Origin of the sequence: Bradyrhizobium sp. SPXBL-04, assembly GCF_051853035.1 — a bacterium.
Lineage (GTDB): Bacteria > Pseudomonadota > Alphaproteobacteria > Rhizobiales > Xanthobacteraceae > Bradyrhizobium > Bradyrhizobium zhanjiangense.
In genome coordinates, this window is sequence record NZ_CP182472.1 from 3,271,665 (window position 1) to 3,298,237 (window position 26,573).

23 protein-coding genes and 1 pseudogene are annotated in these 26,573 nt (G+C 62.7%); 16 read left to right on the forward strand and 8 right to left on the reverse strand.

Going from position 1 to position 26,573, the window contains the following annotated elements; genetic code table 11:
- The first annotated feature begins 30 nt into the window (after window positions 1–30).
- Window positions 31–444, forward strand: coding sequence for a flagellar assembly protein FliX (locus ACNJX8_RS15170; protein WP_439361251.1), 414 nt, complete (start codon window positions 31–33; stop codon window positions 442–444).
- Between the two features lie 3 nt (window positions 445–447).
- On the opposite strand, the gene ACNJX8_RS15175 is transcribed toward ACNJX8_RS15170, so the two are convergent.
- On the reverse strand, window positions 448–819 hold the full coding sequence (locus ACNJX8_RS15175; RefSeq protein ID WP_128932815.1) for a winged helix-turn-helix transcriptional regulator: 372 nt from the start codon (window positions 817–819) through the stop codon (window positions 448–450).
- Window positions 820–971: 152 nt separating this feature from the next.
- On the opposite strand from ACNJX8_RS15175, the gene ACNJX8_RS15180 reads away from it, so the two are divergent.
- From ACNJX8_RS15180 to ACNJX8_RS15190, 3 genes are all read left to right on the forward strand, one after another.
- Window positions 972–1,583, forward strand: coding sequence for an NAD(P)-dependent oxidoreductase (locus ACNJX8_RS15180; RefSeq protein WP_439361252.1), 612 nt, complete (start codon window positions 972–974; stop codon window positions 1,581–1,583).
- 215 nt (window positions 1,584–1,798) lie between these two features.
- Entirely contained in the window at window positions 1,799–2,164 is a 366-nt protein-coding gene (dksA, locus tag ACNJX8_RS15185) for an RNA polymerase-binding protein DksA (RefSeq protein ID WP_128932817.1), read from the forward strand.
- Window positions 2,165–2,628: 464 nt separating this feature from the next.
- Entirely contained in the window at window positions 2,629–3,408 is a 780-nt protein-coding gene (locus tag ACNJX8_RS15190; protein ID WP_128957227.1) for a 2-keto-4-pentenoate hydratase, read from the forward strand.
- Window positions 3,409–4,344: 936 nt separating this feature from the next.
- Here the strand turns inward: ACNJX8_RS15190 and ACNJX8_RS15195 are convergent.
- The gene (locus ACNJX8_RS15195) at window positions 4,345–4,575 is read right to left on the reverse strand and encodes a hypothetical protein (RefSeq protein ID WP_439361253.1); all 231 of its coding nucleotides are present in this window, start codon (window positions 4,573–4,575) and stop codon (window positions 4,345–4,347) included.
- 293 nt (window positions 4,576–4,868) lie between these two features.
- Between ACNJX8_RS15195 and ACNJX8_RS15200 the strand changes: the two genes are divergently transcribed.
- Window positions 4,869–5,342 (forward strand): hypothetical protein, encoded by a 474-nt coding sequence (locus tag ACNJX8_RS15200; RefSeq protein WP_439361254.1) that lies wholly within the window; start codon window positions 4,869–4,871, stop codon window positions 5,340–5,342.
- A 1,843-nt stretch (window positions 5,343–7,185) separates the two neighbouring features.
- Here ACNJX8_RS15200 and ACNJX8_RS15205 read toward each other — a convergent pair.
- Window positions 7,186–7,386 (reverse strand): hypothetical protein, encoded by a 201-nt coding sequence (locus ACNJX8_RS15205; protein WP_439361255.1) that lies wholly within the window; start codon window positions 7,384–7,386, stop codon window positions 7,186–7,188.
- A gap of 367 nt (window positions 7,387–7,753) precedes the next feature.
- On the opposite strand from ACNJX8_RS15205, the gene ACNJX8_RS15210 reads away from it, so the two are divergent.
- From ACNJX8_RS15210 to ACNJX8_RS15220, 3 genes and pseudogenes are all read left to right on the forward strand, one after another.
- Window positions 7,754–7,882: a hypothetical protein gene (locus ACNJX8_RS15210; protein ID WP_439361256.1), complete on the forward strand. Its 129-nt coding sequence runs from the start codon at window positions 7,754–7,756 to the stop codon at window positions 7,880–7,882.
- A gap of 190 nt (window positions 7,883–8,072) precedes the next feature.
- A pseudogene (locus tag ACNJX8_RS15215) lies at window positions 8,073–8,324 on the forward strand (type II toxin-antitoxin system RelE/ParE family toxin); the annotation flags it as partial.
- Window positions 8,321–8,641 (forward strand): helix-turn-helix domain-containing protein, encoded by a 321-nt coding sequence (locus ACNJX8_RS15220; RefSeq protein WP_128957229.1) that lies wholly within the window; start codon window positions 8,321–8,323, stop codon window positions 8,639–8,641. The pseudogene ACNJX8_RS15215 and the gene ACNJX8_RS15220, both read left to right, overlap by 4 nt.
- Before the next feature lie 223 nt (window positions 8,642–8,864).
- Here the strand turns inward: ACNJX8_RS15220 and flgH are convergent, their stop codons facing one another.
- The 4 genes from flgH to flgF are packed head-to-tail and all read right to left on the reverse strand — an operon-like array spanning window position 8,865 to window position 12,340.
- Window positions 8,865–9,629 carry a flagellar basal body L-ring protein FlgH gene (gene flgH / locus ACNJX8_RS15225; protein WP_128943253.1) on the reverse strand — a complete coding sequence of 255 codons (765 nt, stop codon included), beginning with the start codon at window positions 9,627–9,629 and terminating at the stop codon, window positions 8,865–8,867.
- 3 nt (window positions 9,630–9,632) lie between these two features.
- Complete coding sequence (flgA, locus tag ACNJX8_RS15230) at window positions 9,633–10,763, reverse strand: flagellar basal body P-ring formation chaperone FlgA (RefSeq protein ID WP_439361257.1); 1,131 nt, start codon at window positions 10,761–10,763, stop codon at window positions 9,633–9,635.
- 10 nt (window positions 10,764–10,773) lie between these two features.
- Complete coding sequence (gene flgG, locus ACNJX8_RS15235; RefSeq protein WP_091898014.1) at window positions 10,774–11,562, reverse strand: flagellar basal-body rod protein FlgG; 789 nt, start codon at window positions 11,560–11,562, stop codon at window positions 10,774–10,776.
- Window positions 11,563–11,578: 16 nt separating this feature from the next.
- Window positions 11,579–12,340 carry a flagellar basal-body rod protein FlgF gene (flgF, locus tag ACNJX8_RS15240; RefSeq protein ID WP_439361258.1) on the reverse strand — a complete coding sequence of 254 codons (762 nt, stop codon included), beginning with the start codon at window positions 12,338–12,340 and terminating at the stop codon, window positions 11,579–11,581.
- Between the two features lie 377 nt (window positions 12,341–12,717).
- On the opposite strand from flgF, the gene fliL reads away from it, so the two are divergent.
- The 5 genes from fliL (at window position 12,718) to ACNJX8_RS15265 (ending at window position 16,385) form a co-directional block, all read left to right on the forward strand.
- Complete coding sequence (fliL, locus tag ACNJX8_RS15245; protein ID WP_128943250.1) at window positions 12,718–13,218, forward strand: flagellar basal body-associated protein FliL; 501 nt, start codon at window positions 12,718–12,720, stop codon at window positions 13,216–13,218.
- A gap of 18 nt (window positions 13,219–13,236) precedes the next feature.
- A complete protein-coding gene (gene fliM, locus ACNJX8_RS15250; protein ID WP_439410339.1) occupies window positions 13,237–14,439 on the forward strand; it encodes a flagellar motor switch protein FliM in 1,203 nt (400 codons plus the stop codon).
- Complete coding sequence (locus tag ACNJX8_RS15255; protein WP_091898006.1) at window positions 14,436–14,882, forward strand: DUF6468 domain-containing protein; 447 nt, start codon at window positions 14,436–14,438, stop codon at window positions 14,880–14,882. The genes fliM and ACNJX8_RS15255 overlap by 4 nt, the downstream gene beginning before the upstream one ends.
- A gap of 9 nt (window positions 14,883–14,891) precedes the next feature.
- Window positions 14,892–15,653 carry a MotE family protein gene (locus ACNJX8_RS15260; protein ID WP_128938742.1) on the forward strand — a complete coding sequence of 254 codons (762 nt, stop codon included), beginning with the start codon at window positions 14,892–14,894 and terminating at the stop codon, window positions 15,651–15,653.
- A 534-nt stretch (window positions 15,654–16,187) separates the two neighbouring features.
- A complete protein-coding gene (locus tag ACNJX8_RS15265) occupies window positions 16,188–16,385 on the forward strand; it encodes a hypothetical protein (RefSeq protein WP_128943249.1) in 198 nt (65 codons plus the stop codon).
- A 22-nt stretch (window positions 16,386–16,407) separates the two neighbouring features.
- Here the strand turns inward: ACNJX8_RS15265 and ACNJX8_RS15270 are convergent, their stop codons facing one another.
- Entirely contained in the window at window positions 16,408–20,541 is a 4,134-nt protein-coding gene (locus ACNJX8_RS15270; RefSeq protein ID WP_439361259.1) for a VCBS domain-containing protein, read from the reverse strand.
- 405 nt (window positions 20,542–20,946) lie between these two features.
- Here ACNJX8_RS15270 and ACNJX8_RS15275 point away from each other — a divergent pair, with 405 nt between their 5' ends.
- The 3 genes from ACNJX8_RS15275 (at window position 20,947) to ACNJX8_RS15285 (ending at window position 26,495) form a co-directional block, all read left to right on the forward strand.
- A complete protein-coding gene (locus ACNJX8_RS15275) occupies window positions 20,947–21,570 on the forward strand; it encodes a FecR family protein (RefSeq protein WP_439361915.1) in 624 nt (207 codons plus the stop codon).
- A 107-nt stretch (window positions 21,571–21,677) separates the two neighbouring features.
- Entirely contained in the window at window positions 21,678–22,541 is an 864-nt protein-coding gene (locus ACNJX8_RS15280; protein ID WP_439361916.1) for a tetratricopeptide repeat protein, read from the forward strand.
- A gap of 225 nt (window positions 22,542–22,766) precedes the next feature.
- A complete protein-coding gene (locus ACNJX8_RS15285; protein ID WP_439361260.1) occupies window positions 22,767–26,495 on the forward strand; it encodes a tetratricopeptide repeat protein in 3,729 nt (1,242 codons plus the stop codon).
- Window positions 26,496–26,573: the final 78 nt, after the last annotated feature.

A 26,573-nucleotide genomic window follows, 5' to 3' on the forward strand; every position in this document is an offset into this window, starting at 1 on the left:
GGTGAGGCATCGATCACCTGGATTGCTGCGATGCGCATCTACGGACCGAACGGCACCACGCTTGGAGCGCCGGCCAGCCAGGCCAGGCGGACGGGATCCGGCACCTTCGTCCTGCCCGACATCTCGTCGGCGCAGGAGACGCGGAGTCCTGCGGCGCCGAAAGCTGCCGCCAACATCGATGCGCTGCTTGCACTGCAAGGCGTCGAGGAGGATCCGGTCGCGCGCCGCAAGCGCTCGGTCGCCCGCGGTAGGACCGCACTCGACGTGCTCGACGATCTCAAGATGGGGCTCCTGTCCGGCAATCTCGACGCGTCGACCGTGATGCGGCTGCGCGATGCCGCAGCGAACCTCAAATCGTCGTCGGGAGATCCCGGTCTCGATGCTGTGCTTTCCGAGATCGAGCTGCGCGTCGAAGTCGAGCTCGCCAAGGCCGGGCAGGCGTAGCCCTTACGCCGCTTCCTCCTTCTGCTGTGAATCGTAGCGGCGCTGGGCGGCGAGCACGTCCTTCAAATTCTGCTCGGCCCAATCGCGCAGGGGATCGACCGCCGCCGCCAGCGTCAGGCCGAGCTGCGTGATCGAATATTCCACCGTGACAGGCACGGTCGCGATGGCACGGCGCCTGAGCAGGCCGTCGCGTTCGAGCGATTTGAGAACCTGACTCAGCATCTTCTGTGAAATGCCCTCGATCGTGCGGCGCAATTGATTGAAGCGCATCGGCTCCTCGCGCAGCAGCAAGAGGATCAGCACCGCCCATTTGTCGCCGACGCGATCGAGGATCTGGCGCGTCGGACAGTTCGCTGCATAAACGTCGGGCTTCATCGTCGGGTCCTCGGATTCCATTCTGACCGTTTGCGAATAGGCATGCCGGTTACTCCAGCGTTATCAGGTAAGCACAAAGTGCCCTCTTAACACCAGCATTCTTTACGATATCTAGTAACCACTAGTTACTATAGCAGCAAAGGAGCGCTTCCATGAAAATCGCAATCGCCGGCGCCTCGGGCCGGGCCGGGTCGGAAATCACCAAGGAACTGTCCCGTCGTGGCCATACGGTTACTGCTATTGCCCGCAATCCGGAAAAGATCGCGGCCCTGCCGAACGTCACGCCCACCAAGGGCGAGGTGCTCGATCAGGCCGGCCTCGCGAAGCTGTGGGCCGGACACGACGTCGCCGTGAGTTCCGTGCACTTCCTGGCCAGCGATCCGCTCAAGCTGATCGGCGCGGCGAAAGACTCGAAGGTGGGCCGTTACATCGTCGTCGGTGGCGCTGGCAGCCTAGAGGTCGCTCCGGGCGTGAAGCTAGTCACGACTCCCGGATTTCCCGCCCAGTACAAGGCCGAGGCCGAGAAGGGTTCCGCCTTTCTGGACCTGTTGCGGCAGGAAAAGGACCTGAACTGGACCTTCATCTCGCCGTCGGCGCAGTTCGTCGAGGGCGAGCGGACGGGCAGGTTCCGGCTCGGGGCCGACCAACTTCTCGCAGATGCGAACGGCAAGAGCTGGATCACCTTCGCCGACTACGCCATTGCGCTCGCCGACGAGATCGAGCGGCCGGCCCATCTGAGGCAGCGTTTCACGGTCGGTTACTGAGCCGGCAGCCGCCCCCGGGTCTTTGCGGATAAACGTTCTTGTGCAAGGACTTGGGGGTGGCCCCCGAGCGATCAGGGAAATATTGTCTGTCATAGGAGGCCGCTATATAAGGCCCCGCTCAACGGACCCCGTTCCGTTTGCGAGTCGTTGCTTAGACAGATAGGCCACCCTTGGAAAAGTTGAAAAACTACCGACCGACCGACAAAGAGCCTTTCATGAACGACCGGCAGAAGGAGTACTTCCGATTGAAGCTCCTCGCCTGGAAGGATGAGATCCTCAAAGAGTCCAAGCTCACCCTGCAAGCCCTGCAGGAGGAGAACGTGAACCACCCCGATCTTGCCGATCGGGCTTCGTCCGAAACCGACCGTGCCATCGAACTCCGCGCCCGCGACCGCCAGCGCAAGTTGATCTCCAAGATCGACGCCGCGCTTCAGCGTATCGAGGACAACACCTATGGTTATTGCGAGGAAACCGGCGAGCCGATCTCGTTGAAGCGGCTCGAGGCCCGGCCCATCGCGACGCTCTCGGTGGAAGCGCAGGAGCGCCACGAGAAGCGCGAGAAGGTCTATCGCGACGAATAGAGCCCGAGCCGCAGAGTTGCGGCTCTTTGTTTTTGGACGCAAGGCGCCTTTGGGCGTCGCGATTGGCGTTTTGCCTGTCGCTTGAAAGCCGCGCGCTTCAATGCGAGGGCGCAATCGCGAAAAGTGAATCGCGATCAACGCTCTAGATTCGATTCCTCCGGGCTCACGTGAGGTCGGATGAGAAACAGCCTTCACTTCAGGTGCGGGAGGTTTTGCGAGTCGCATCAACGAGATCGACTCGGATGTTGAGGCGTTGATCCAGCAGCATCAAGGATCGCTGTAATCACGATTCGGGCGCCGGTCGCGGGGGCCCGCAAGGCGCGCGCCCCATAAGGCCCAGACCAATTCAATATTTCCTTAAACGCGGGGAGCAGCCCGTCAGCCGACCGCCGCCCGCGCTTGTCAGGCCGGAGCGGGGATGCTGAAGTGTCGCCCTCGAATGCGTAGCGTGGGAGGCGGCGCCGATGGACAGGATTCTCGAAGCCGCAAAGGCGATCGCGCTGGCGCGCCGCAACCATGCGCCGCTCGCGGCGCTGAAGCGTCCCCCGGCCGATGAAGCCGAGGGCTATCAAGTCCAGCGTGCCCTGCACGATCTCCTGCTGCCCCATGTCGGGCCGCTCGTCGGCTACAAGATCGGTTGCACCAGCCAGGTGATGCAGGACTACATCGGCATCCCGCATCCCTGCGGCGGCGGCGTGTTCCAGAATGGCGTCCACGAGAGTGGCGCGAAGCTCGCCGCCTCCAACTATGTCCGTGTCGGCGTCGAGTGCGAGATCGCGGTCCGGCTGAAGCGTGACCTTGCCGCCGGCGAGGCGCCGTTCACCGCCGAATGGGTCGGCGAGGCCGTCGAGGCCTACCATCCCGCGATCGAGATCGTCGACGATCGCTACGTGAAGTGGGAGACGATGGGCGCGCCGACCCTGATCGCCGACGATTTCTTCGCCGCCGGCTGCGTGCTGGGACCCCTGGTTCCGCGCTCGTCCGTGCCGGATCTGATGGCGGTGAAAGGCCGCGCCATCGTCAACGACGAGGAGGTAAGCCAAGGCACCGGCGCCGACGTGCTCGGTCACCCCCACAACGCGCTCGCCTGGCTCGCCAACCACCTTGCCGCCGAAGGCAAGGGCCTGCACGCGGGGCAACTCGTGCTCACCGGCAGCCTGGTGAAGACGCTCTGGCTGAAAGCCGGCGACAAAGTGCGGATCGAGCTGGACGGGCTGGGGACGGTGGAGGCGGAGTTTACGTGAGGCGTTGCGGCACCCTCCGCAGTCGTTCCCCGCGAAGGCGGGAAATCCCGTAGGCCAAGGCCTTTCGGTTCATCACTGATGTCTCGCAGTACTGGATCGCCCGCGTTCGCGGGCGATGACAGTTGAGAGGGCAGATTGCGCTCGGCCAAGCTCTTCATTGCGAGGATCTCTTGCGACGAAGCAATCCAGAGTCTCTCCGCGGAGGCAGTCTGGATTGCTTCGCTGCGCTCGCAATGACGCAGATTGAGGCCGCGGTACTGCATGAATTGTTAGCTGCGAGTCGTGACGGGTTTTGAACGGAAGCTCTCTCCACCGTCATTGCGAGGAGCTCTTGCGACGAAGCAATCCAGGGTCTCTCCGCGGAGACAGTCTGGATTGCTTCGCTGCGCTCGCAATGACGGAGTATGGGAGCACGACTTCGTTCTTTCCATGAGACCACAATCACGGACACGCCTTCTCATCCTCGCGGTATCTTCCGCCCGAGTCTTGCAATCGTCTCGCCCTCCTGAAGAAGGCGCAGGGAAGGCCGGGCGCCGGCTGGCACCCGCAATCCCGTGTGCGAAGGATACGCGCACGGGTGGATCACAGGTGACGCCGGGACATCCCGGCCTTTCCTGCGCGAATGGTTTTAACGGTGTCCTTCGTGCTCTCCTCGGGGAGCGATGCACTATTGCCCCCGTCGCCTTGCGGATGGCTGATGCGCGCGCCCGGTCGGGCAGTTCGCATCACCGCACGGCTTGACGCACAGACCCCGGGCGTCAGGACCACACGACTTGGCGTCAAGGCCAATTTTCCCGAAGTTTTTGCAGGATTTAGGTGATCAGGCCCGGATAGGCCCTAGATCATGATAGTCGGTGGCTTGGCACAGGCTGAAACACGGTGGACATCCAAAAGAAAAGCCCCGGATGATGCCGGGGCTGATCATGGTCGGGCGCGCTATTTGTTCGCGGCATTGGGCCACTTGTCGAGAAAGGCTCGCATTGACTCACACTCGGCCTCGAAAACGACCCGACAACGCTCCCATGCGACGCGCTCGATGTGCGAGAGGATTTCCTCCTCGACGCGCGAGCGCAGAGCGTTGGGGGCCATCGCATCGAGTTCCCAGCACAGCTGCCCGTAGGTCGTGCGAAACCATTTGGCGCGCGGGTCCTGCCTCTTGTCTTTCACGTCGAAGGCAGGCCGCCTGCCGAGGGCATCGCAGTCGTGGCGGAGCAGTGCGATGCGTTGACACAGACAGCCGGGGCAGCAAGATCGTGATCCTCACGCAACGTCAGGCCGACACTGAGGTAGCCTCAATCGTCATCCTGCCAAGGGAACGGCGGGTCCGAGTATTTGGGCCCTAAAACCCGGCATGAGAATCAAGTACGCAGCAAGCTGGACCTAAACTTTTTAGCGCATCGGAACGAAGCCTCTCTGAGGCGGTTTAGCGCGAATGATGCGTCGCTTCAGAGGAGCTGAGCATGAAGAAAACCATTCTTGTTGGTCTTGCTATCCTCACTGTCTCCACTTCTGCCGCTTCGGCATGGACTCATCAAAGCTACCGGAATAGCCACCGGCCTCACTATGGTTCCGCCTACGGCGCGACCAGGGCCGCCCAACGCGAAGCCATGAACAACCGCGCTTATAGCGCTTACAACAACGGCTATTATGGTCCGGGTTATGCGCGTTCAGGCTTTTGGCCGGCCGATGCAGCCGGCGCCGCGATTGGAACGGCCGGAGCGATCGCCGCTGGCGCAGTCAATACCGCAGGCGCGATTGCAACGGCACCATTCCGGCCGGCTAATTCCTATGGCTATTACCCGGCTAATTCCTACGCCATGGCTCCGGGCGGTGTGAGCAGCAAGGACCACGCTCAGTATATGAAAAATTTGCACGACTCCGGATATGATCGGAAGAACGACTTCAATGCGAACGGGACCATGAAGTCGCAATAGCGCCAAGTCTCGTCGAACACTGAAACTAGCGATCGCCAAGACAATTAAAAAAAAGCCCGGAGGCGGAAGGCCTCCGGGCAATGGGCTTTGCGTGCGCAAAGCCTTTGCCGATGCTGTGCCTTGTCATAGGCGCGACTGTCAATCCCGGCGTCAAGAAACGGCAACAGGCTCAAAGCGACGGCAGCTATCGGTGACCGCACAAGTAACTGATTTCCGCATCCTCGGCTGGTATGTAGCACTCCGAGCAATCGATGTCTCTTGTGGTCAAAAGCAGCGGTCCGAAGCTCCCATGGGCTTGCCCGGTTCACCTGTGACAGCGGACATATCCACACCCACGACGCCCGGTAGCCCGCCCGCGAACCGATTCCCCAACGGATTGGTAATTTGCGTCTCGGCCGCCGTCGCTCCTTCATATGCGCATGGGTACCAAGTCACGAGAGAGCATCTATATGGCGCCTCAGTCCGCGCATCGGCAGAGCGGGCGACGGAGGCGCGCAAGGTCGCCGACCGGCTTGCCTGTGAATCCTGGAATTGCCTTCCAAGGACCGGCCCAGCCGTAGCCAGCGCTCGGGGATGCTCTCAACGCTGGGTAGCTATATCTCGAAGTGAGTGTCTCGGCTGCGAAACCCATCAGACTGTCGCGCTCGATATTGTGAGGCGACCGAAGACGACGCCGATCAATGAGCTGGAGCGGTACATGCGCTGTAAGGACCGAAGCGCGGGCTATCCGTACAAGCGGAGCCATCTGGTGGCGCTGCGGCGCACCAAGATTTCGGCGAGCGATCCACCGTTATTCTGGTGGCCGGAGGAGCGATAGGCCCTACGGAACTATCGGACGTTCAACTCATTGAGCGGTCATTGGTATTGAGGACCGCTCTGTGAACCACATCGCCGTTTTCTTGATCTTACTCGTTGGCGGCTCTTCGCTCGCCTTGGCCCAGAGTGCGGGTGGATCGAGCAGTGGCGGCTCCGCGTCGAGTGGAACTGCGTCCACCGGCCCCACAGGTTATGCGGGCGGCACCCTATCGACCGGGCATACCATAAGCGGCACTGCGGCCTCCTCCGGTCCCAACGTGGGCACTGCACTCAGCCATGCAGCGACTGGCGGCGACGTGGATGCTTCCTCGGTTACTCGGGCTCCACCCTCGCATGACAACGCGGTGGATACGCCCGCCGCTGAACGCGCCATCAGGAACTTGGGCAACACCGATGTCGGCATTCTCAAGAAGTAAGGCCATTCTGCAATTGGCGCGGTTGCCCGAGAACCGTTGCCTCATGCCCTTCAACAGCTTCGCCGAATACGCGCCTGAGCCCAAGCCCTCGGTGCGCGCATCCAGAGATGGCCCCCATTAAGGATCTGGTTACGAGTCACTGTCACCATTTACATATGGGTCGTCGCCATATGCGGCAGCGCATTCTAAGAACGGTCTAATATTTCGACACGCCCGGTTGGCGGTCTCTTTCAGGAGAGGCCCAATGTTTAAGGGCTTCACAGTGGCAGTTGTCGCGCTGATTAGCACAGCGCAGGTGGATCACTACCTAACCAACGGTCGGTACACCGACGCGGCCATGGCTATGCTGCGGCAAATCAGGCACGCGTTCGGGTTTTAGATAATTCTTTAGCGCGGAGCCGCGTGATGGACATCTCATGGGCTGATCTCAATAGCGATGAACAACGCACCATTGCGACACTGGGAGCCGGACTTTCAATTGAACTGTGCGACCCTCTTGCCCTCCTGACGCTGAGGCGGCTCGGTCTGGTCATAGGGTCGCATTTGACGGCTGGTGGACACAATCTGCGAAGAGATGCCGTTGTGAAGAGTGTCGCAGGCTCGCGCTCGACCTAGGTCATCCCCTTCTTGATAGCCCGCAAGCTACGAACGTAATATCCTTGTCTTTGAACGGCTGATCTTATCTCGTCGCTAACTTTGGAAACCCTTTTTCTGCTCTTACGCCACTTTTGCCTGCAGCTGAGCGCAGGTATCGCAGAGCCTTTGCTCAGGACGAGCAAGTCGCATTTATCGTTGCGATAGACATCAAACACGTTTCGCCCCCGCTGATCGTATCGAAAGTAAACATTGTTTCAGCTGTCTCGATCGACCAGCTTACTGCCTCTAATGGTGGGCGCGGGTTGTAAATATGCAACGCTTGGCGCTTCTCCTGCGCGCCACGTTCCAGACCGGCAGCGAACTCAAGTGACGCTTGGCGCACTATAGATCGGAAAAATGTTCCTAGGGGTTGTCGCCGTGGTCGCAGTACTCGGTCTTTCGGCGAGGCTGCGCGGCGATTACCACCGGATGCCAAACGCAGCGCAATTCCTAAGCGTGTGCATCGTGATCATCATAGTCGCCATGGCATTCGGCAACGTCACCTTGCCGCACGCACACTGAGGCAAGGGTAGCGAAAAGGGTTTGTTTATTATCATCTTCTTCGCCGTCCTACTGGCGCTGATGTTGGTATTCCGACCGAAGGTCGTCGGCATTCTAATCCTGCTCATCATCGCGCTGATGGTGACCTTTTACATTGCGGGAAGCGCGTGATGTCGAGCCGGCGCCGAGCTTGTCGCGCATCGGCATCAAGCGCCGGCTCGCGCTCCGGGGGGTAGCGCGTTGCCTGGGGCAGAGATTGTGGAAGAAGAGTAGTTAACCGTTTCGTCGGCAATTGGAGCGGGTATGTTGGGGGCGAGCTTTCCAAACATGCTGTCAACATGCCACTCTCACCGTTTCTCGTGGCCCGAACTCAATTGCTAAGGCGTTGAAAGGATTTGGTGGGAGGAGCGTGCTTGAAGTGGTCGATGACTTCGACGGCGACACCTTCAGGGCGGTCTACACGGTTCGCTGGATCTATGTTCTTCATGCTTTTCAGAAGAAGTCGAAGAGGGGAAGCGAAACGCCCAAGCATCACATCGACCTCATCAGGGCGCGTTTGAAGCTCGCCGAGGCTCACTACCATGAGAATTACGTCAAGGAAGACCGCAAATGAGCGATGACAAGAACATCACGGTCGGCAGCGATAATGTGTTTGCTGATCTCGGCTTTGCCAATCCCGAGGAGGAACTGCTCAAGGCCAAGCTCGTTCGTGAAATTCGCGATATCCTCAAGCGTCGGAAATTCACTCAGGCAAAGGCCGCAGCTTTGTTGGGTCTGAAGCAGCCCGACGTTTCCAGCCTTGTCACCGGGCGTGTCGGCAAGTTCTCGATCGAACGTCTGGTGCGCTGCCTGGATCGGCTGGACTACAAGGTCGATTTGGTCGTGCGTCAGAAGCCGCGGCGCGGCTCGTCGCGGCAAGCCGCTGCTTGAGCAATCAACTGAGTGTCTTTCCGCGGCGACAGTCTGGATTGCTTCGCAATGACCGAGGCTGAGGCCGAGCTTGAGTGCACCAACTGGCCGTAAAGCCATGGGCTCGCAGCCGCCTTTCGCAAAATACATGCGGCCCTCGCCAGGGGAGCTAGCGAGGGCCGCGTCGTACATCGTCGTTCGCGCCTAGGTTCGCGAACACGATGTGGGAGCTCTTGAGGAAGGCTTAGAAGGGCAGCAGCACGTCCATGACCTGCTGGCCGTAGCGCGGCTGTTGCACGTCCATGATCTGGCCGCGGCCGCCATAGGCGATGCGGGCCTGCGCGATCTTGCTTGAATCGATGGTGTTGTCGCTCTGGATGTCTTCGGGGCGGACGATGCCGGCGACCACGAGCTCGCGGATCTCGTAGTTGACACGGATCTCCTGCTTGCCCTCGACCACGAGGTTGCCGTTCGGCAGCACCTGCGTGACCACTGCGGCGACGTTGGTCTGCAACGCCTCCTGGCGATTGACCGAGCCCTTGCCGTCGGCCGAGGACGTCGAGTCAGTAGTGAGGAGACGTCCGGGGAGAACCTTGAGCGGCTGCGTGACTGTCTGGCTGCCGATGAAGTCCGTAATCCCTGAGTCTTCCTTGCTGGTGCGGCTACGCTGGGTCTCGTTGGAGAGGTTGGCCTTGTCCGTGATGTTCACGGTCACGGTCAGGAGGTCGCCGACCTGGCGGGCGCGCTGGTCCTTGAAGAAGGCGCGGCTGCCGTTACGCCACAGCGAGTTCGGATTGTAGGAGGCGACTTCCGGCTTTGGCATCGGCATCTGCACCGGCTTGTAGCCGGGCTGCGTCGTCGGATTGTCAATCGCCGACAATTTTGGTTGCTCGCCGATCTGCGACAGGCGGTCGATCGAGGAGCAGCCGCTCGCCAGCGCGCAGGTTGCGAGCAGCAGGGCAGAGATCGCAATGCGACGAAGACGGGAAGCCGAACTGAACGGAGACATGACTTACTCTGACTTGGCTGGAGCTTGCGAGACGCGAACTTGCGGAATCTGGGCTTGTGCTATCTGGGCGGGAGACGCCGGCGCCTGGATCGGGCTCTGCGCCAGGGCTGCGGCCGCCGGCACATCGTCACGCTTGAGCGACGAGGTCTGCTCGACCGCGGGCGCCATCGGTGCGGACTGGCTTGCGCCCTGGACCGTGACCTGGCCGCGGCCGGTGACGATGCCGGTCAGCGTGCGCTTGGATTGCGGATTGAGCACGCTGACGGTGTCGCCCTCGGCACCGCTCTCGATCGCCTTGCCGCGCGTGGTGAGATAGAGACCGGGCACCTGGTAGATGATGGTGACGGTCTGATCGCGCACCACGAAGTCGGGCTTGACGATGTCGGCGACGCGGATCGGCATGCCCGCGCGCATCGGCCGGCGCAGCTGCATGCCGACGGTACGATCGCGCGAAGCGGGCTCGCCGGTGACCTCGGCCTTCGGCCGGCGCTCCAGCGAGACGTCGGAGGATTTCAGGAGCTCGGTGCGGTCGATGTCGCGCGTCAGCACGGCCACTTCTACCGTCTCGATCGCGGTGCCGGTGAAGCGGAGCTTGGTCGGCGTTGGATTGTTGTCGTTGTTGATCTCGAAGGCGACGTCGAAACGGCCGCTGCGGGCGTCATAGCGGGTCGAGACCGGCTGGAGCGCACCTGTGTTGGAGGCGTCGAGCCGCATGTCGGAGATGCCGCGGTCGAACGTGACCGTGATGTTGGCGGCGTCGCCAAGGCCGAAGCGGCGCTCGAGCGTGGAGGCGACCGCGGCTTCGAGGTCCTTGCTGACGAGCGTGCGGGCGAGGCGGGCGACCTGGACCTCCTTGATATCGCCCGTCATCACGCCGATCACCTGTTTCGCGCGGAGCACCGACAATACCTGCGCGACCGTCAGCGTGCCGGTGGTGCCGAGATCGGGCGAGCGGTAGACCGGGATCAGCGCGGCCGATCCTGCGTTGTCGATGAGATCGCCGACCCGCACCACGTCCGAGGTCACGCTGACGCTCGCGCGCAGCGTCGGCGCTGCGATGAAATCGTCGGCTGCCGCTGCCGGCAGCGCCAGCGCGAGAAGAGCGGAGATCGTGGCGAGGGTAGTCCGGATCATCGTCATCACCTCAGCGGAACAGCGCCGTGGTCGATTGCATCATCTGGTCGGCGGCGCTGATCACCTTGGCGTTCATCTCGTAGGCGCGCTGGGCCGCGATCAGGTCGCTCATCTCCGAGACGACGTCGACATTGGCCTGCTCGAGGCTTCCTTGCGTGATGTTGCCGTAACCTTCGGCCGTCGCGGTGCCGTCCTGGGGCGGGCCGGAGGAGGGCGTCTCGGTGAACTGATTGCTGCCGACGGGCTGGAGGCCCGCCTTGTTGATGAAGCGGGTCAGGCCGATCTGGCCGAGGATGGTCGAGGTCGACGAGCCCGGCAGCGTCACCGAGACCTGGCCCTGGACGTTGACGGTCAGGCCCGAGGCGTTGTTCGGGATCGTGATCGTCGGCTGCACCGGGTTGCCTTGCGCGGTGACGATGCGGCCCTGATTGTCCATCTGGAAGGTGCCGTCGCGGGTGTACTGGTAGGTGCCGTCGGGCATCAGGATCTTGAAGAAGCCTTCGCCCGAGACCGCGAGGTCGAGATCGTTGCCGGTCTGCGACAGCGTGCCCTGCGTCATGCTGCGCGGCGTGCCGACGGTCTTGACGCCGCCGCCGATGTCGACGCCCACCGGCAGGATGGTGCCCTGGTCGGACGACTGCGCGCCGACGCGGCGGACGTGCTCGTAGATCAGATCCTGGAACGCCGCGGTCTGCTTCTTGAAGCCGGTGGTGCGCAGGTTGGCGATGTTGTTGGAGATCACCTGAACGTTGAGTTCCTGTGCCGCCATTCCGGTCGCTGCGGTGTGAAGCGCCTGCATGTCAGTTCTCCCTCAATCAGGCCGGAACGTCGGCGAGCTTCTCGATCGCCGATTTGTGGAGGTCGCTCTGCTGCTGGAGCAGATTGGCGATGGCGGTGTAGCTGCGCATGACTTCGACCATGCGGCTCATCTCGCCGACCGCATTGACGTTCGATTTCTCGACGTAGCCCTGGCGCACGCTGGACTTGGTGTCGGCCTGCGGGACGGCGGAGCCTACGTCATAGAGGTTGGCGCCGAGCTTGGTCAGCTTGGTCGGATCGTCGAACGTGGCCATGCGGATCTTGCCGCGGATCGAGTCGGTCTTCGCCGTGCCCTCGAGCACCGTGATGGTGCCGTCGGGTGCGACGTTGATGTCGTGGTCGGTCGGCTGGAAGGTGATCGGGCTGCTGGTGCCGAGCACGAGGTTGCCGTCGGAGGTGACGAGCTGGCCGGTGCTGTTGAGCGAGAATTTGCCGTCGCGGGTGTAACGCTCGCCGCCATTGGCCTGCACCGCGAAATAGGCGTTACCGTCGATCGCCATGTCGAGTGGGTTGTTGGTCGGCTCCATCGGCCCCTGGCCGACGTCGCGGAAGGTGCCGCGGTCCTGCACATAGGAGACCCGGCGGTCGGAGCCGATGAAATTGTCCTCACGCGCGTTCGAGTTGAGGAACTCCTCGAACAGCGAATGGTCGGCCTTGAAGCCGTTGGTATTGGCATTGGCGACGTTGTTGGCGATGACATCCATCTGCCGTTCCAACGTCATCTGCCGTGACAAGCCGATCAGAAGCGCGTTCTGCATCGGAAATCTCCCCTGAGTGAGATCTGCCACCTCGCTCTCCCAAGCGCCTTGGCGGACCCCGTGAACGAGACCGTCTGGTTCTCCCAAACCGTCAGGTCTCGGCCCTTTCTCAGCGAAAGCCGTGCCAACTCGAAAAAGTGTGTAATTTCAAATTGTTGATGAATTCTCGGGGCGCGGGAGGGCGGCAGAAAGGTTCTGTTAGCCATGTTTGCCCGGCAGATTTTTCCTAGCGGAGGCCCAATCGAAAGATTCCGTTAACCATTATTACCGTAGCGTTTGCCATGAAGAGGAGCGCATTGCGCCGGGGGCATTTGTATCGCGTCACTGTCTGAGGCTTCGCTCTATCGACCCCTTTGAGAGATCCGGGCGCGGCGACTATGGCAGAGAACGAAGCGGAAGGCGGTGCAGCCGCCGAGGGCGCGGAAGCCGCTCCGCCGAAGAACAAGCTCAAGCTCATCATCATGGCCGTCGGCCTGCTCGCCGTTCTCGGCGGCGGTGCTGCGACCTGGTTCTTCTTCTTCCGTCACGGCGATGACGAGCACCATGCCGAGGCGGCGCCGCCGCCAAAGCCGCCGGCTTTCGTCGACGTCCCCGACATGATGGTCAACCTCGCCGGCGCGCCCGGCGAGCGGGTGCAATATCTGCGGCTGAAGATCGTGCTGGAGCTGAAGGAAGAGAAGCAGATCGAGGCGATCAAGCCGACGATGCCGCGCGTCACCGACCTCTTCCAGACCTATGTGCGCGAACTGCGCCCCTCCGACCTCAACGGTTCCGCCGGCATCTTTCGCCTCAAGGAGGAGCTGACCAAGCGCGTCAACGCGGCGGTCGCCCCGATCCAGGTCAGCGCGGTGCTGTTCAAGGAAGTCGTGGTGCAGTGAGGGTAATGAGCTAGCACGATGGCCGGCAACGAGCAGATGGACCAGGATGCGATTGCCGCCCAATGGGAGGCTTCGCTCGATTCCGAGGATCCTGCGGAGGCCGCGAAGGTTGCCGCCGAGAACGAATTATCCGAGACCATGGCCCTGCAATGGGCGGCCATGGTCGAGGACGGCAGCCGCGATCTCGGCACTGGCAAGAACTCCGGCGAAAGGGTGCTGTCGCAGGAGGAGATCGACAATCTCCTCGGCTTCACCGTCGGCGATGTCACGCTCGACGACCATTCCGGCATTCGCGCGATCATCGATTCGGCGATGGTCTCCTACGAGCGTCTGCCGATGCTCGAAATCGTCTTCGACCGCCTGGTTCGGCTGTTGACGACGAGCTTGCGCAATTTCACCTCCGACAACGTCGAAGTCTCGCTCGACCGCATCACCTCGGTGCGGTTCGGCGACTACATGAACTCGATCCCGCTACCGGCCGTGCTCTCGGTGTTCAAGGCCGAGGAGTGGGAAAATTTCGGCATGGCGACGGTCGATTCCAACCTGATCTACTCGATGATCGACGTGCTGCTCGGCGGTCGCCGCGGCACCAGCCAGCTCCGCATCGAGGGGCGGCCCTACACTACGATCGAGACCGAGCTGGTCAAGCGGCTGGTCGAGGTGGTGCTGGCCGACGCCGAGCAGGCGTTCCGGCCGCTGTCCCCGGTGACGTTCACGATCGACCGGCTCGAGACCAATCCGCGTTTCGCCGCGATCAGCCGACCCGCCAACGCCGCGATCCTGGTGCGCCTGCGCATCGATATGGAAGACCGCGGCGGCAACATCGAGCTGCTGCTGCCTTATGCGACCATCGAACCGATCCGGGGCGTCCTGCTCCAGATGTTCATGGGCGAAAAGTTCGGCCGCGACCCGGTCTGGGAGGGGCATTTCGCCACCGAGATCGTGCAGGCCGAGATCGCCGTCGATGCCGTGCTCTACGAGGCCGACATTCCACTCAAGCAGCTGATGCGGCTCAAGGTCGGCGACACGCTGCCGCTCGAGATGCGCGCGGATGCCAACGTGTCGGTGCGCTGCGGCAGCGTCACGCTGACCGAAGGGCGGATGGGCCGGGTCGGCGACCGCGTCGCGATCCGCGTGACGAAACCCCTGCGCAAGCCAAGTACGACACTTGCGATGTTCGAGAAGGTGGACGAGCAGAACAAGATGATGGAGGCCCCATGAACCACTCCCTGGGAATGGCGATCGAGTCGTTGGTGGCTATCCTGCTGATGCTGACGATCGTCTATTGCGTCATGCTCAACAAGCGCCTGACGCGGCTGAAGGCGGACGAGCATTCGCTGAAGGCGGTGATCGGCGAGCTGATCACCGCGACCGAGATCGCCGAGCGCGCGATCGGCGGGCTGAAGCTCGCCGTGCGCGACGTCAACGAGAACCTCGGCAGCCAGCTTGCGGCGGCAACCCAGATGTCCGACCAGCTCTACAAGCAGCTCGGCGAAGCCGACAACGTGGTGCGGCGCCTGTCCAAGATCGCGATCGCCGCGCGCCCCGTGACCAATCCGGAAATGGTTGCCGCGCCCGCGGCCAAGCCTTCGTCGGCGAAGGCGGTGGCGGCGGCGGCCGAAGCTTTCTCCGAGCGCCGACGATCCAACGGCCTTGCCGCATAAAGTCAGGGTATGAAGTCCTTTCGTAACATCCGCGTCATCCCGGTCGTCCTGGTTGCCGTCGCAGGTCTCGCCACGCTGAAGGTCGCGGGTCTCGTGATCAATGGCGGCTATGTGTTCGACTACAAGCCGAACCAGGCCAAGAAATCCTGGGCGCAGGAGAATCTGAACTTCCCGACCGGTCGCGAGGACCCTGATATCACCGGATCGACCCATGGCGCGCCGAAGGAGGCGCCGAAACCGGCTGCTCCCGAGACCAAGCCCGAAGGCACTGTGGTCAAGATGGACGAGGCCCAGCCGCAGGTGTCGGCCTCCGAGCGCGCGATCCTCGAGCGGTTGCAGGCACGCCGCCAGGAGATCGAGGCCCGCCAGCGCGAGATCGACATCCGCGAGAGCCTGCTGAAATCGGCCGAGAAGCGCATCGAGAACAAGGTCGAGGAGATGAAGGCGGTGGAAACCCGCATCTCCGCGACCCAGGCCGAGCAGAAGGCGGCCGAAGCGCAGCGCATGAAGGGCCTCGTCACCATGTATGAAGGCATGAAGCCGAAGGATGCCGCACGGGTGTTCGACCGGCTCGAGATGGGCGTGCTGATCGAGATCGCCTCGGCCATCGCGCCGCGGAAGATGTCGGACATCCTCGGGCTGATGTCGCCCGAGGCCGCCGAGCGGCTCACGGTCGAAATGGCCCGCCGGGCTAATGGCGGCGGGGATCAGTCCGCCTTGGCCGGCGATCTACCCAAGATCGACGGCAAGCCGACGCAAAAGCCGAATTGAGACGCCTTGCGTATCTAGTTCGCGAACGCCTGCGGCACCCTGCGAACAGGCGGGCGCAACGGCTTCTCAACGCGAGGAAGAGTTTTGAGCTGCTGCTTGATCAGCGCGGCCTTTGTGACCCGAGTCACGAGCTGCAGCGTGCTATGGCAACAGGAGCATTCATATACTTTCAGGGCATATCCTCTGGCGATCGGAACGATCGCTACGACCGCTCTTGCCCTGCTACACACAATGCAACCGGCTTCTCCGCTCATTGATTACCCCCAGAGCTAACCAATCGATTCGTATCGCCGAGATCACATCTGATTCAGAGTCGCGTGCGAAGCGCAACGCCTCGAAGGTTGTGAGTGCGCGTGCTCAGCAACTTGTCAAGGCAGCACATCCAGCTCCCGTTGCGGATGCAGCTGCGGCAGGTGGCACCTTCTGAGACTGCGGTGAGTTGACGCGCGCAGGTGTGAAGTGGCGGACAGTGACGCCCAAGGCGCCGTCGTAGGCTTCGGCCATTCGCAATCAGCAGCGCAGGAGGAGGAGGCCATGAACTACTCGTCCGCAGCAGAACGCGTAATCGAGGCCGTCAACCGGCTCCTCCTAGCGGCGATGACGTCCGCCTGGACATCCGCGCTAAGCCATCAGCATGCAGCGCCGCCCGAGGGCGACGACGGCAACGATGATGAATCTTCTCTCGGTCAAGAGAGCTCCTCCGCGCCGGATGGCGCCGGCAATCGACACTGAAGACGCCATCGGCTTGCGGGCGTCACACGATCAGATCGTGCAACACATGGCCCTGAACTGTACCTGCTCCGTAAGCTGGATCAACATCAGGTGGGGATGTTTCATGCACGGACGCCAGCTCGGACCCGTGGAATGTCCCAGCGTGGTCGTGATGACCGGCGAGGTCTGAGAGATGATCCAGCCCCGCGCTGTGCTGTGAACCCTGCGAAGCGTCATCCTTGAACTGGAACGAGTCGCCGAGCTGCTGCGGATTGGCGGGCTTTAGCCCGGACGCTCCATGGGGCGGTTCGTGCTGCTCGGCCGCCTCGCTCGAGGGCGAATGGTTGGCGCCAGCCGTCGATGACTTCAGTAGGCCGGGGTTGAGCGTCGTCTTTGCCGTGTCATCGCTGGGATGACCAGCCGCCTGGGCGGCGTTTCCCGGGGGCGAGACGCCGTGATTGCCAGCCTCGCTCCCCAGCGCAAGCCCGTGCCCGGCGTGCAGTTCGGCGGCGTTGTGGGCAAAATTCAGCGCGGCGATGGCGATGTCAGGCATCTGACCGCTTCCGGAAATCGCGCCATCTTTGCCAGCCGTCGTGTCGGGCGCCGCCAAGTGGTTGAAGACAAAGCTGACCTCCGTCGGTGCGGCCATGTGCTGCAAGATCGTAGACGGTCCGCTGGCTGAGGGAGCTACCGCAGTTTCGGTCGCGTACGTTTGCACGTCGTCTGAACTGGAGAGGCTGGAATATTCGGTCCCTTCGGTTTGGTCCCAGCTCCAATTCAGGCTGTAGGTCGCCTCGCTTGACTGGATTGTGGAACTCCCATCGGCGGAGATCGTGCCGTCGCCGCTCCCGGAATCGGAGGAGACCTCGGAGGTGGTCGTCGTCACGGCAGTCGCGTCACTCTGAGCGGTTGCGGTGAGGTCGAGCAGTTCGCTGGCGGCCGCCATCACAGGTGCCGCAGCCGGCGCCAGGATGAAGTCCGACGCGTCGATGGTTGCAATTCCCTGCAAATGGACTTCGAGCAGACCGGAATCGCCGAGGTGCAAGGTCTGGTCCGTTGGATTGACGTACACGATGGTTTCATTCGCCGCGCTGTCATAGAGCCAGGCGATGGTATGTGCCGGCACGGCCGTGCTGGTTGAGCTCAAAGCCAAGATGACGAACCCGAGCGCGCCAAGAGCGGTCAAGTCGATCTTATCGGCCCCCGAGGCGAAGTCGGTGATGGTGTCGAACTGGCTTGCGTTGGAATCGGCTACGAACAAATAAGCGAAACGGTCGTTCCCATTGCTGCCGGTGAGTTGGTCCGCACCAAATCCACCGATTATAGTGTCGCTGCCGTTGTTGCCGTTGATCGTATCGTTGCCCGAGCCCCCGTAGATGACGTCATCCCCATCGTTGCCTTTGATCGTGTCATTGCCGGAGCCTCCGTAGAGAACGTCCGCTTTGCCGGTGCCATTGACGGTATCACTGCCGGCCCCCGCGTAGATGATCTGACCTGTGTCGCCGCCGCCCGCGATGGTTTCGCTCCCCGGCGTTCCATACACGTTGGGGGGATCGGAGATCACGACGGATCCGGTCGCCAGGTTATCAAAATCGTTGGGGTCTGCGTCACTTGCGCCATGGATGGCGATGGTCACCGCCTGGGTGGTGCCATCGATGGCAGTTACCGTGAAAGTGTCGGTCAACGTGTCGCCGACATCGAGCGCCTGAACCACGCTATTGTTGTTGTCGAGTGTGTAAGTCCATACGCCGGCCGCCGTCATGGTGAAGGTGCCATATCCGTCGTCGCTCGCAGTAGGCGAAGAGACAGCGGTGAAGGTGTTCGGCGCGTTGTCGACGTCTGTATCGGTGAGCGTGCCGGTCGCGACGGGAGCGCCGGGCGAGAAAGTTCCTGCCTCGATCACTGAGCCGGTTGTCGTGCCCGAAATGATGGCCGCGTCGTTGGTGCCATTGATGATGATCGTCACCACCTGCGGCGTGCCGTCGAGGGTTGTGACAGTGAAACTGTCAGTGAGCGTGCCGCCGACATTGAGCGCCTGCACCGCGCCGTTGGCGTTGTCGAGCGTGTAGGTCCACACGCCGGCGGCGGTTATTGTAAAAGTGCCATAGCCACTCGTGCTTGCCTTGGGCGAACTCACGGTTGTGAAGGTATTGGACGCATTATCGACGTCGGCAGCAACCAGCGTGCCCGTTGCGCTCGGCGCGCCTGGTGTCGCGTTGGCAACGCCTCCGGCCTCGGTCACCGAGCCGGCCGTGCTGCCGGAAATGACGGCAGCATCGTTGCTGCCATGGATGGTGACCGTCACCACTTGGGCGGTTCCGTCGAGCGTGGTCACTGTGAACGTGTCGGTCAGTGTCTGGTCGGCACTGAGCGCCTGCACTGCAGCGTTGGCGTTGTCGAGGGTGTAGGTCCACACGCCCGCTGCCGTCATGGTGAAGGTGCCGTAGCCGGCGGCGCTTGCCGTTGGCGAGCCGACCGCCGTGAAAGCATTTGCGGTCGTGTCGACATCGGTGTCGGTGAGCGTGCCGGTCGCGGTGGGCGTGCCGGGGTTTGCATTGGCGATGCCGCCAGCCTCGATCACTGTGCCGGTCGTCGCGCCGGAGATGACCGCCGCGTCACTCGCTCCGTGGATGGTGATCGTCACCACCTGGGCGGTGCCTCCGATCGTGGTCACCGTAAAGCTGTCGATGAGTGTGTCGCCGGCATTGAGCGCCTGCACAGCGGCGTTGCCGTTGTCCAAGGTGTAGGTCCACACGCCGGCCGCCGTCATCGTGAAGGTGCCATAGCCACCGGCGCTCGTTGTTGGCGAGCTCACCGTCGTGAACGTATTAGGCGGATCGTCGACGTCGGTGTCGGTGAGGGTGCCGGTCGCAATTGGCGCGCCTGGCGTTTCGTTGGCGATGCCGCCAGCCTCGATCGTCGATCCAGTCGTGGTGCCGGAGATGATTGCGGCGTCGTTGACACCGTTGATGGTGATCGTGAAGGTCTGATTGACGGTGGTATCTCCATCGGAGACCGTGATAACAAAACCGTCGGTCGTGGGCGCCTTCAGCGCGTTGATTGCGGCGTCATCAGGCACGAACGTATAGGCGCCGCTCGTGCTGTTGACATAGAGTGTCCCGTAGGGGCTTGTCTTCGACAGATCGTACGTCACTCCATTCAGGACCGTATTGCCGGCGCTCGCCCCGATAACGCCGAAGATCAGCTGGCCGCTGCCGTTGGTGCTACTGGCACTGAAAGTCCCTGTCGTCGCAGTGAATGTGTCAAACACCACCGTGTCGAGTTCAGCGGGCCCGGCTCCGGTGCTGAGCGTCGGCGGTAGACGTCCCAGAGGCTCGATAATGGCGAATGGCAACACAGTTGGCAACGTCTGCAGCTCCGGCGCGTCAGGCGGAACGAAGTTGATCGGCTGCAGCAGCTGGGATTTGACGAAGGGAGGCGTGCTCGAGCCATGCGGCCCTTGCCCTTGTGCTAGATTGGCGAGCACGTCCTGTTGCTCGGCACGCAACTCGTCCATCCGAGCGGCAGTGTTCGTGACCTGGTTGACACTGATGCTGGATCCCACTTTTTTGAGGATGATCGTCTCACCAGGATCTTCGACGATGATGTGTCGTGGGATCGGTTCCTTGGTCACGAGCTCAAATGCGCCGTGCGCAAGATCCTTGTAGGTGATGGAGTCGTCATCCAGGACTGTGACATCCGGATCCGCGGCCTCGGCATTTTGCGCGGCCGAGAAAGTCAGTGCTGCAAGCGTCAGCATCCCGAAACCGCCCGCATGGCCTCGGGTGCGAATGCCTGCAATCGGCGTATTCAGCCGGAGAGACCCGGCTTCTGCCAGCCGGCCCAGTACGAAACTGAAGCTCCCTCGGGTCACGTCGAACAACGCTGCATGTGACATGCCTTCGATTTCGAAGACGAAGTCGCTCAGCGCGACGTGAGTGCCGCAGGAGATGTTGAAAAGAGTACCGTCGATGAAGCGAAGTGTGATCTGTCCGTCGGCATCGGTTTCGATCACGTCGGCCCTGTAAACAGGCGCACCAGCTACGGCCTGTGTGGCGACGCCGCTCGCTCGCGTGAGCGTACCGCAACCGATCACCGTATGAATGTGGCCGATGATCTGGACGGGCAGGGACGTGGCGGCCCCGTTACCAACCTGGATGTCGGACGCAACTGACATGGTTCGACCTCGCCTGGGTGATCGATTCAGGCTCGGCGTGCTGCCAGGGTCTTGCTCGGGGCGCCCTCGCCAATGGACAAAATATCCTGGGCGCTGGCAGCCCGAAGGCTTGCCCGCCGAAATAATCAAGTCTGCTTTAGAGAGAGACGCATTGCGCGGGGTACAGCGACGCGTACCGCCATTCCCGCCGTGCTCCCTCCCGCCAATGTGATTAAATTGACAAACGAGACGTATTTAATATGTGGCGTTTACTTAACGTTGAGGATAAATTAGGCCGGTCGAGAAGATTAAACAACAATTATATTTTATTGCAGCTGCGCTTCGCGGTTCAAAAATGGGCCAACGATAGCGACAGATCCTTCTCAGAAAGGGGGGATCATGTGCAGACCTACGACAGCCGCATTGGTGACCAGCTTCGTTTTGGCGCTTGCCAGTTTCTTGCCGAGTGCCGCTCGAGCGCAAATCGATTCCGCTAAGCCCGCCGTCGCTGACTCGTCAGCCAAACCCATTGGCAAGGTGGTGGCGGCCACAGGCTCGGTCACGATCGAACATGCGGGCGCAGTGATCGTTCAGGCGAATGTCTCGGGTGAGCCCGGTCGGGCCAACACGGGTGATCCCGTGTATCTCGGTGACGTGGTGCGGACCGGGGCCGACGGCCGAGTCGGCATCAACTTTACCGATGGCACCTCGTTCAATCTATCGAGCAACGCCCGTATGGTGTTGGATCATTACGTGTATGAACCGGACGGCAAGTCCAATGCGACCCTGTTCAATCTCGCCAAGGGAACGTTCACTTTCGTTGCTGGCAGCGTCGCAAAGACCGGCGACATGAAGGTCGAGACTCCCGTCGCCACGCTAGGGATTCGAGGCACGACGCCGCATATCGAGATTTCGGATGATGGGTCGGTCAAGTTTTCGACCCTGATCGAAGAGGGCGAAAGTAAGCTCCTGAAGAAGCCGCCGGCGTCCGCGGCGCCAGGGCCCGATCGAAGCAGCAACCGCAGGCTCAACATCTGTCGGGGATGCTGAGAACTTTGCTTGGCCTAAGCCGCCGTGATGCCGCCGCAACGCAGCCGGGCAGAGAAGACTGGGATTAGCGCTTCGTTCGTTCTCGGAGTTGGACGCCTGCTGTGAAAATGATCGCAACAGCCAGTGTCATCAAGGCCGTGATGCTCATTATCATCATCGTGCTGTCCGGCTCGTCGGCCTTGGCGCAGAAGCCGGAGAAGGGCAGCTCCCTCAAGAATGTTGAACTGTGTAACGGCTCAGATCGCGTGTCGCCCGAAGCTCGGATCGATGGCTGCACGGCGTTTATCGATGCGGGCGAGGGGACTGCGAACGGCTTCGCTGTCGCCCACAACAACAGGGGCAATGCCTATAGCGCCAAAACCGACTACGAACGCGCGATCAAGGACTTCGTCGAAGCGACCAGGCTTAATCCAAATTATGCCAAAGCCTTCAACAACCTCGGCGTGGCCTATCTGAGGAAGGGCGCGCACGACCTGGCCCTGGGCGCTTTTGAGGAGGCGCTCAAGCTGAACCCAAACTATGGGGCTGCTTTTGCCAACCGTGCGGCAGCCTACCTGAAGAGGAATGCGTACGAGCGTGCAGCGCAGGACTATGACGAGGCAATTCGCCTTGATCCGAATCTGGAGGCGGTGTGGAGCGGACGCTGTTGGGCTCGAGCCGTCCTCGGCGCCTTGCAGGCTGCGCTGGACGATTGCGACAGGGCGCTTCGATCGGACGCAAACAACGCCGCAACATACGATTCGCGAGCTCTGATAAATCTGAAAATGGGGCAACTCTCCGCGGCTATCGATGACTACAACTCAGCGCTGCGGTTCGCGCCCAAGCTTGCGAGCGCGCTCTACGGCCGCGGCGTTGCCAGACTCAAGCTCGGCGACAGAGCCGGCGGCGATAGCGATATTTCGGCGGCAAGACGAATCGACGCTGGAATCCGCGAGGACTTTGCCCGCTATGGGGTGCCGTCGAACGATTGACCAATCGCGGCAGCGCTGTTGTGCAGGTGTTAACAACTCCTTAACCGCCTGCCTCTCAAATCCAAAGCTGGGGGACCTGCCCACGCTCGATCCGGCACCGCGTGCTGCCCCCAAGGCAAATCAAGATATAGCATTAACAAGTCCTTAATTGGCGAGACCTACAGTCGACGGCACCGGCCGGCGCCATTGCCGGCATGGATTGTCGGACCGGAAGAAATGCCGCCAATGGCGCGAGAGGCTGCCGCTGGATTGTTGACGCGAGCCCGCGCCGTGGCGCGGCAATTGTTGCGTCATGTCCGCAAGGTGCCCGTGCTCGCGGCCTGCCTGCTGATCGGCTTCGCGGCGCCTGCCCGGGCGGCCGATCCCGTCAGGGGCGAGGCGAGCTTTTCCGCGGGCGGCGGTTTTGCCCGTCTCGTGATCAAGCTCGGCGAGGACGTTCCCTCCGAGGTGACCACGGCCGGCTCCATTCTCGTGATCCGTTTCGATCGGCCCGTCGACGTACCCGTCGATCGCGTTCCGGAAGGCGCGCCCGACTATGTCAATTCCGCACGGCGCGATCCCGATGGCGGCGCCATCCGCCTATCGCTGGCGCGCCGGGTCACCGTCAACACCATGAATGCCGGCGAGCGCACCTTCATCGACCTCTTGCCCGAGGGGTGGAAGGGGCCGCCGCCGAGCCTGCCGATGGAAGTGGTCAAGGAACTGGCCGAGCGCGCCCGCGTCGCCGAGCGTGCGCTGCGTGCGCAGCGCGCCGCCGCCGAGGCCAAGAAGCGTCCGCAGATCCGCGTCCGCGCCTCGGTGCAGCCGACCTTCGTCCGCTTCGTGTTCGAGATGCCCGACGGCGTCGGCGTGTCCTCCGTGCTCAATGAGCAGAAGCTCACGCTCGCGTTCAACGCCAACCTCAATTTCGATCTGGCGGACGCGGTCGTCGCCGCGCCGCCGAACGTCGCTTCGATCAAGCAGAAGGCCGACATCGACCAGACCAGTGTCGAGATCGCGCTGATCGGCGATTCCGACGTGCATTCGTTCCGCGACGAGAAGAACTACGTCGTCGACATCGCCTTCCAGCCGGACAGGGGCAGGGCGGCGGCGACGCCCGAGGCGGCGATCGCGCAGGTCAAGCCCGCTGGTCACGGACCTGCGCCTGCGCCTGAAAAGCCGGCGGCCGAGAAGCCGAAGGACGCTCATCGCGAGATCGCGGCGCCGACGTCCGAGACAATCGCGCGCGAAGCCAGGATAGAGGTGAAGCCCGAGGTGAAGCCGGAAGCGCCCGCCGCGATGCCGGCCATCGAAGCGCCGAAGCCGGCGCCGGCGACTGAGGCGGCGCACGCTCCAGCAGCGCCCATGGAAGCCTCCAAGCCGGCGCCGCCCGTTGCCGAAGCCGCCCTTGCCAGGCCCGCGCCCGCCGAAGCACCGCAAGAGGCCGTGAAGGAAGCTGCGAAAGAGCCGGTCGAGGAAGCTGCCAAGGAAGCTCCCAAGACTGCTCCTGCGCCGGCGCCGGCGCAGTCCGGTATTGCCAACGTCGATGCGCGCCGCGACAGCGACGGCCTGCTCGTGACGTTCCCGCTTCAGGTCGCAACGCCTGCGGCGGCGTTCCGCCGCGGCGACACGGTCTGGCTGGTGTTCGATACACCGAAGCCGATCGATGTCGAAGCGATCCGCACCAAGGGCGGCGCGATGATCGGCGAGGTCGGTCGCGTGCCGCTCGACAAGGGGCAGGCGGTTCGCATCCGCCTCACCCGTCCGCTGGTCTATTCGCTGACGAGCGAGGAGGTCGGCAAGGAGACCAACTGGCTGCTGACGCTCGCCGACAAGATCCAGGCGACGCCGCTGCCGCTGATGATGTCGCGCAACATCACCGATCCTGCGCTCGCTAACATCGCGATCCCCTTCGCCAATCCGGGCGTTCTGCACAAGCTCACCGATCCCGATGCTGGCGACACGCTCTATGTCGTCACCGCGCAGCGGCCGGTGCGCGGCTTCATCAAGCGGCAGGACCTGGTCGATCTCTCGTTGCTGGAATCCGCGCACGGCATCGCGATCCGGCCGAACTCCGACGAGGTCGGCGTCGAGGTCGGCGCCGACAAGATCATTCTCGGCAAGAAGGGCGGGCTGACGCTGTCGCCGGTCGACATCTCGGCCGAGCGGGCGCCGACCGCGGTGCGGCCGATCTTCAGCCCCGAAGGCTGGCGCAAGGGCCAGTCGGAGAATTTCTGGACGCGCCAGAGCGATCTGATGACGGCGATCTCGGCGGTCGATCCCGCGCTGCGTTCGCTGCCGCGGCTCGACCTCGCGCAGTTCTACATGTCGCGCGCCATGTATCACGAGGCCAAGGCCGTGACGGACGTGATGCTGAGCGATCCCCTCAACAAGGAGGAGAGCGGCGCGCTGATCATGCATGCGATCGCGAACATCCTGATCGGCCGGCCGGCGCAGGGCCTGAAGGACCTCGCCAATCCCGTGATCGGCAACAGCCACGATTCCCAGCTCTGGAAGGCACTCGCTTATGCGCGCCAGGGCAAATGGGCGGACGCGCGCGAGAAATTCAAGAACGTCGAATTCGCCATCGCCTCGCTGCCGCTCGACATCCAGCGCATCGTGACGATGGATGCGATGCGCGCCTCCCTCGAGGTGAAGGACTATGCCGGCGCCTCCAAGCGCCGCAGCGAGCTCGAGGTAGTCGGGGTCTCGCCCGAGGCTGCGCCCGGCTTCGCCGTGCTGCGCGGCCGGCTCGCCGAGGCGCTCGGCCACGACAAGGATGCGCTCGACGACTACAAATTCGCGGTCGCCTCAAGCGACGGGCCGGCTGCGGCCGAGGCCAAGCAGCTCGAGGTCGCGCTGCGTCAGAAGCGCGACGAGATCGGCAAGGAAGAAGCGCTGCGCGAGCTCGAGACGCTGTCGATGACCTGGCGCGGCGATGCGATCGAGGTCAAGACGCTCCAGATGCTGTCGCAGCTCTATGCCGAGAACGGGCGCTACCGGGACGCGCTCACGGCGGCGCGCACCGCGACGAAGCTGCAGCCGAACGCAGAAGCCTCGCGCCAGGCGCAGGATCTCGCCTCCGACCTGTTCACGCAGATCTTCCTAGGGCCCAAGGGTGACGAGCTGCCGCCGGTCGAGGCGCTCGGGATGTTCTACGAGTTCCGCGAGCTCACGCCGATCGGCCGCCGCGGCGATGAGCTAATCCGCCGTCTCGCCGACCGTCTCGCCTCGATCGATCTGCTCGACCAAGCCGCCGAGCTCCTGCAATACCAAGTCGATCACCGCCTCGAAGGCGCCGCCCGCGCCCAGGTCGCCGCGCGCCTTGCCATGATCTATCTGGCCAACCGCAAGCCCGACATGGCGATCACCGCGCTGCGCGCGAGCCGCATCAGCGACCTCTCCGGGGAGCTCAGGCAGCAGCGCCTGCTCCTGGAAGGGCGGGCGCAGAGCGACGTCGGACGTCACGATCTCGCGCTCGACATCGTTTCCAACGTCTCCGGGCGCGAAGTGCTCCGCCTGCGCTCCGACATCTTCTGGGCGGCGCGGCGCTGGCGCGAATCCGCCGAGCAGATCGAGCTCTATTACGGCGAGCGATTCCGCGACTTCAAGCCGCTCAATGCGGTCGAGAAGAGCGATATCATCCGCGCCGCAGTCGGTTACGCGCTCGCCGACGATTCGATCGGCCTGTCACGCTTCCGCGAGAAATACGCGCCGCTGATGAGCGAGAGCGCCGACCGTCTCGCCTTCGACATCGCGAGCAAGCCGGCCGCGGCCTCCAGCGCCGAATTCGCCGAGATCGCCAAGCTGGCTGCCAGCGTCGATACGCTCGACGGCTTCCTGCGCGAGATGAAGCAGCGTTTCCCCGACGCCACCGCCCGCGCCCCAAGCGCGCCGCAGGCCAACGACGAGTCCGACCACACCGGCTCGCTGCCCACGATTCCGGTCGTGCGACAGATCAAGATGACGCGATAGGGCTCTGCTGCCGCGCGAAGCGCGGCCCGGAACGGCGCCGCATCCTCCGTTATTGCGAGCGCAGCGAAGCAATCCAGA

What these genes read in the sequence shown, in the direction of transcription:
- flgF (WP_439361258.1), bottom strand. Translation starts at nt 12,340, where the DNA reads ATGCAGAACGCGCTTCTGATCGGCTTGTCACGGCAGATGACGTTGGAA.
- dksA (WP_128932817.1), top strand. Translation starts at nt 1,799, where the DNA reads ATGAACGACCGGCAGAAGGAGTACTTCCGATTGAAGCTCCTCGCCTGG.
- ACNJX8_RS15200 (WP_439361254.1), top strand. Translation starts at nt 4,869, where the DNA reads ATGAAGAAAACCATTCTTGTTGGTCTTGCTATCCTCACTGTCTCCACT.
- flgG (WP_091898014.1), bottom strand. Translation starts at nt 11,562, where the DNA reads ATGCAGGCGCTTCACACCGCAGCGACCGGAATGGCGGCACAGGAACTC.
- ACNJX8_RS15280 (WP_439361916.1), top strand. Translation starts at nt 21,678, where the DNA reads ATGATCGCAACAGCCAGTGTCATCAAGGCCGTGATGCTCATTATCATC.
- flgA (WP_439361257.1), bottom strand. Translation starts at nt 10,763, where the DNA reads ATGATCCGGACTACCCTCGCCACGATCTCCGCTCTTCTCGCGCTGGCG.
- ACNJX8_RS15175 (WP_128932815.1), bottom strand. Translation starts at nt 819, where the DNA reads ATGAAGCCCGACGTTTATGCAGCGAACTGTCCGACGCGCCAGATCCTC.
- flgH (WP_128943253.1), bottom strand. Translation starts at nt 9,629, where the DNA reads ATGTCTCCGTTCAGTTCGGCTTCCCGTCTTCGTCGCATTGCGATCTCT.
- ACNJX8_RS15265 (WP_128943249.1), top strand. Translation starts at nt 16,188, where the DNA reads ATGAACTACTCGTCCGCAGCAGAACGCGTAATCGAGGCCGTCAACCGG.
- ACNJX8_RS15285 (WP_439361260.1), top strand. Translation starts at nt 22,767, where the DNA reads ATGGCGCGAGAGGCTGCCGCTGGATTGTTGACGCGAGCCCGCGCCGTG.
- fliL (WP_128943250.1), top strand. Translation starts at nt 12,718, where the DNA reads ATGGCAGAGAACGAAGCGGAAGGCGGTGCAGCCGCCGAGGGCGCGGAA.
- ACNJX8_RS15170 (WP_439361251.1), top strand. Translation starts at nt 31, where the DNA reads ATGCGCATCTACGGACCGAACGGCACCACGCTTGGAGCGCCGGCCAGC.
- ACNJX8_RS15255 (WP_091898006.1), top strand. Translation starts at nt 14,436, where the DNA reads ATGAACCACTCCCTGGGAATGGCGATCGAGTCGTTGGTGGCTATCCTG.
- ACNJX8_RS15270 (WP_439361259.1), bottom strand. Translation starts at nt 20,541, where the DNA reads ATGTCAGTTGCGTCCGACATCCAGGTTGGTAACGGGGCCGCCACGTCC.
- ACNJX8_RS15220 (WP_128957229.1), top strand. Translation starts at nt 8,321, where the DNA reads ATGAGCGATGACAAGAACATCACGGTCGGCAGCGATAATGTGTTTGCT.
- ACNJX8_RS15190 (WP_128957227.1), top strand. Translation starts at nt 2,629, where the DNA reads ATGGACAGGATTCTCGAAGCCGCAAAGGCGATCGCGCTGGCGCGCCGC.
- ACNJX8_RS15180 (WP_439361252.1), top strand. Translation starts at nt 972, where the DNA reads ATGAAAATCGCAATCGCCGGCGCCTCGGGCCGGGCCGGGTCGGAAATC.
- fliM (WP_439410339.1), top strand. Translation starts at nt 13,237, where the DNA reads ATGGCCGGCAACGAGCAGATGGACCAGGATGCGATTGCCGCCCAATGG.
- ACNJX8_RS15260 (WP_128938742.1), top strand. Translation starts at nt 14,892, where the DNA reads ATGAAGTCCTTTCGTAACATCCGCGTCATCCCGGTCGTCCTGGTTGCC.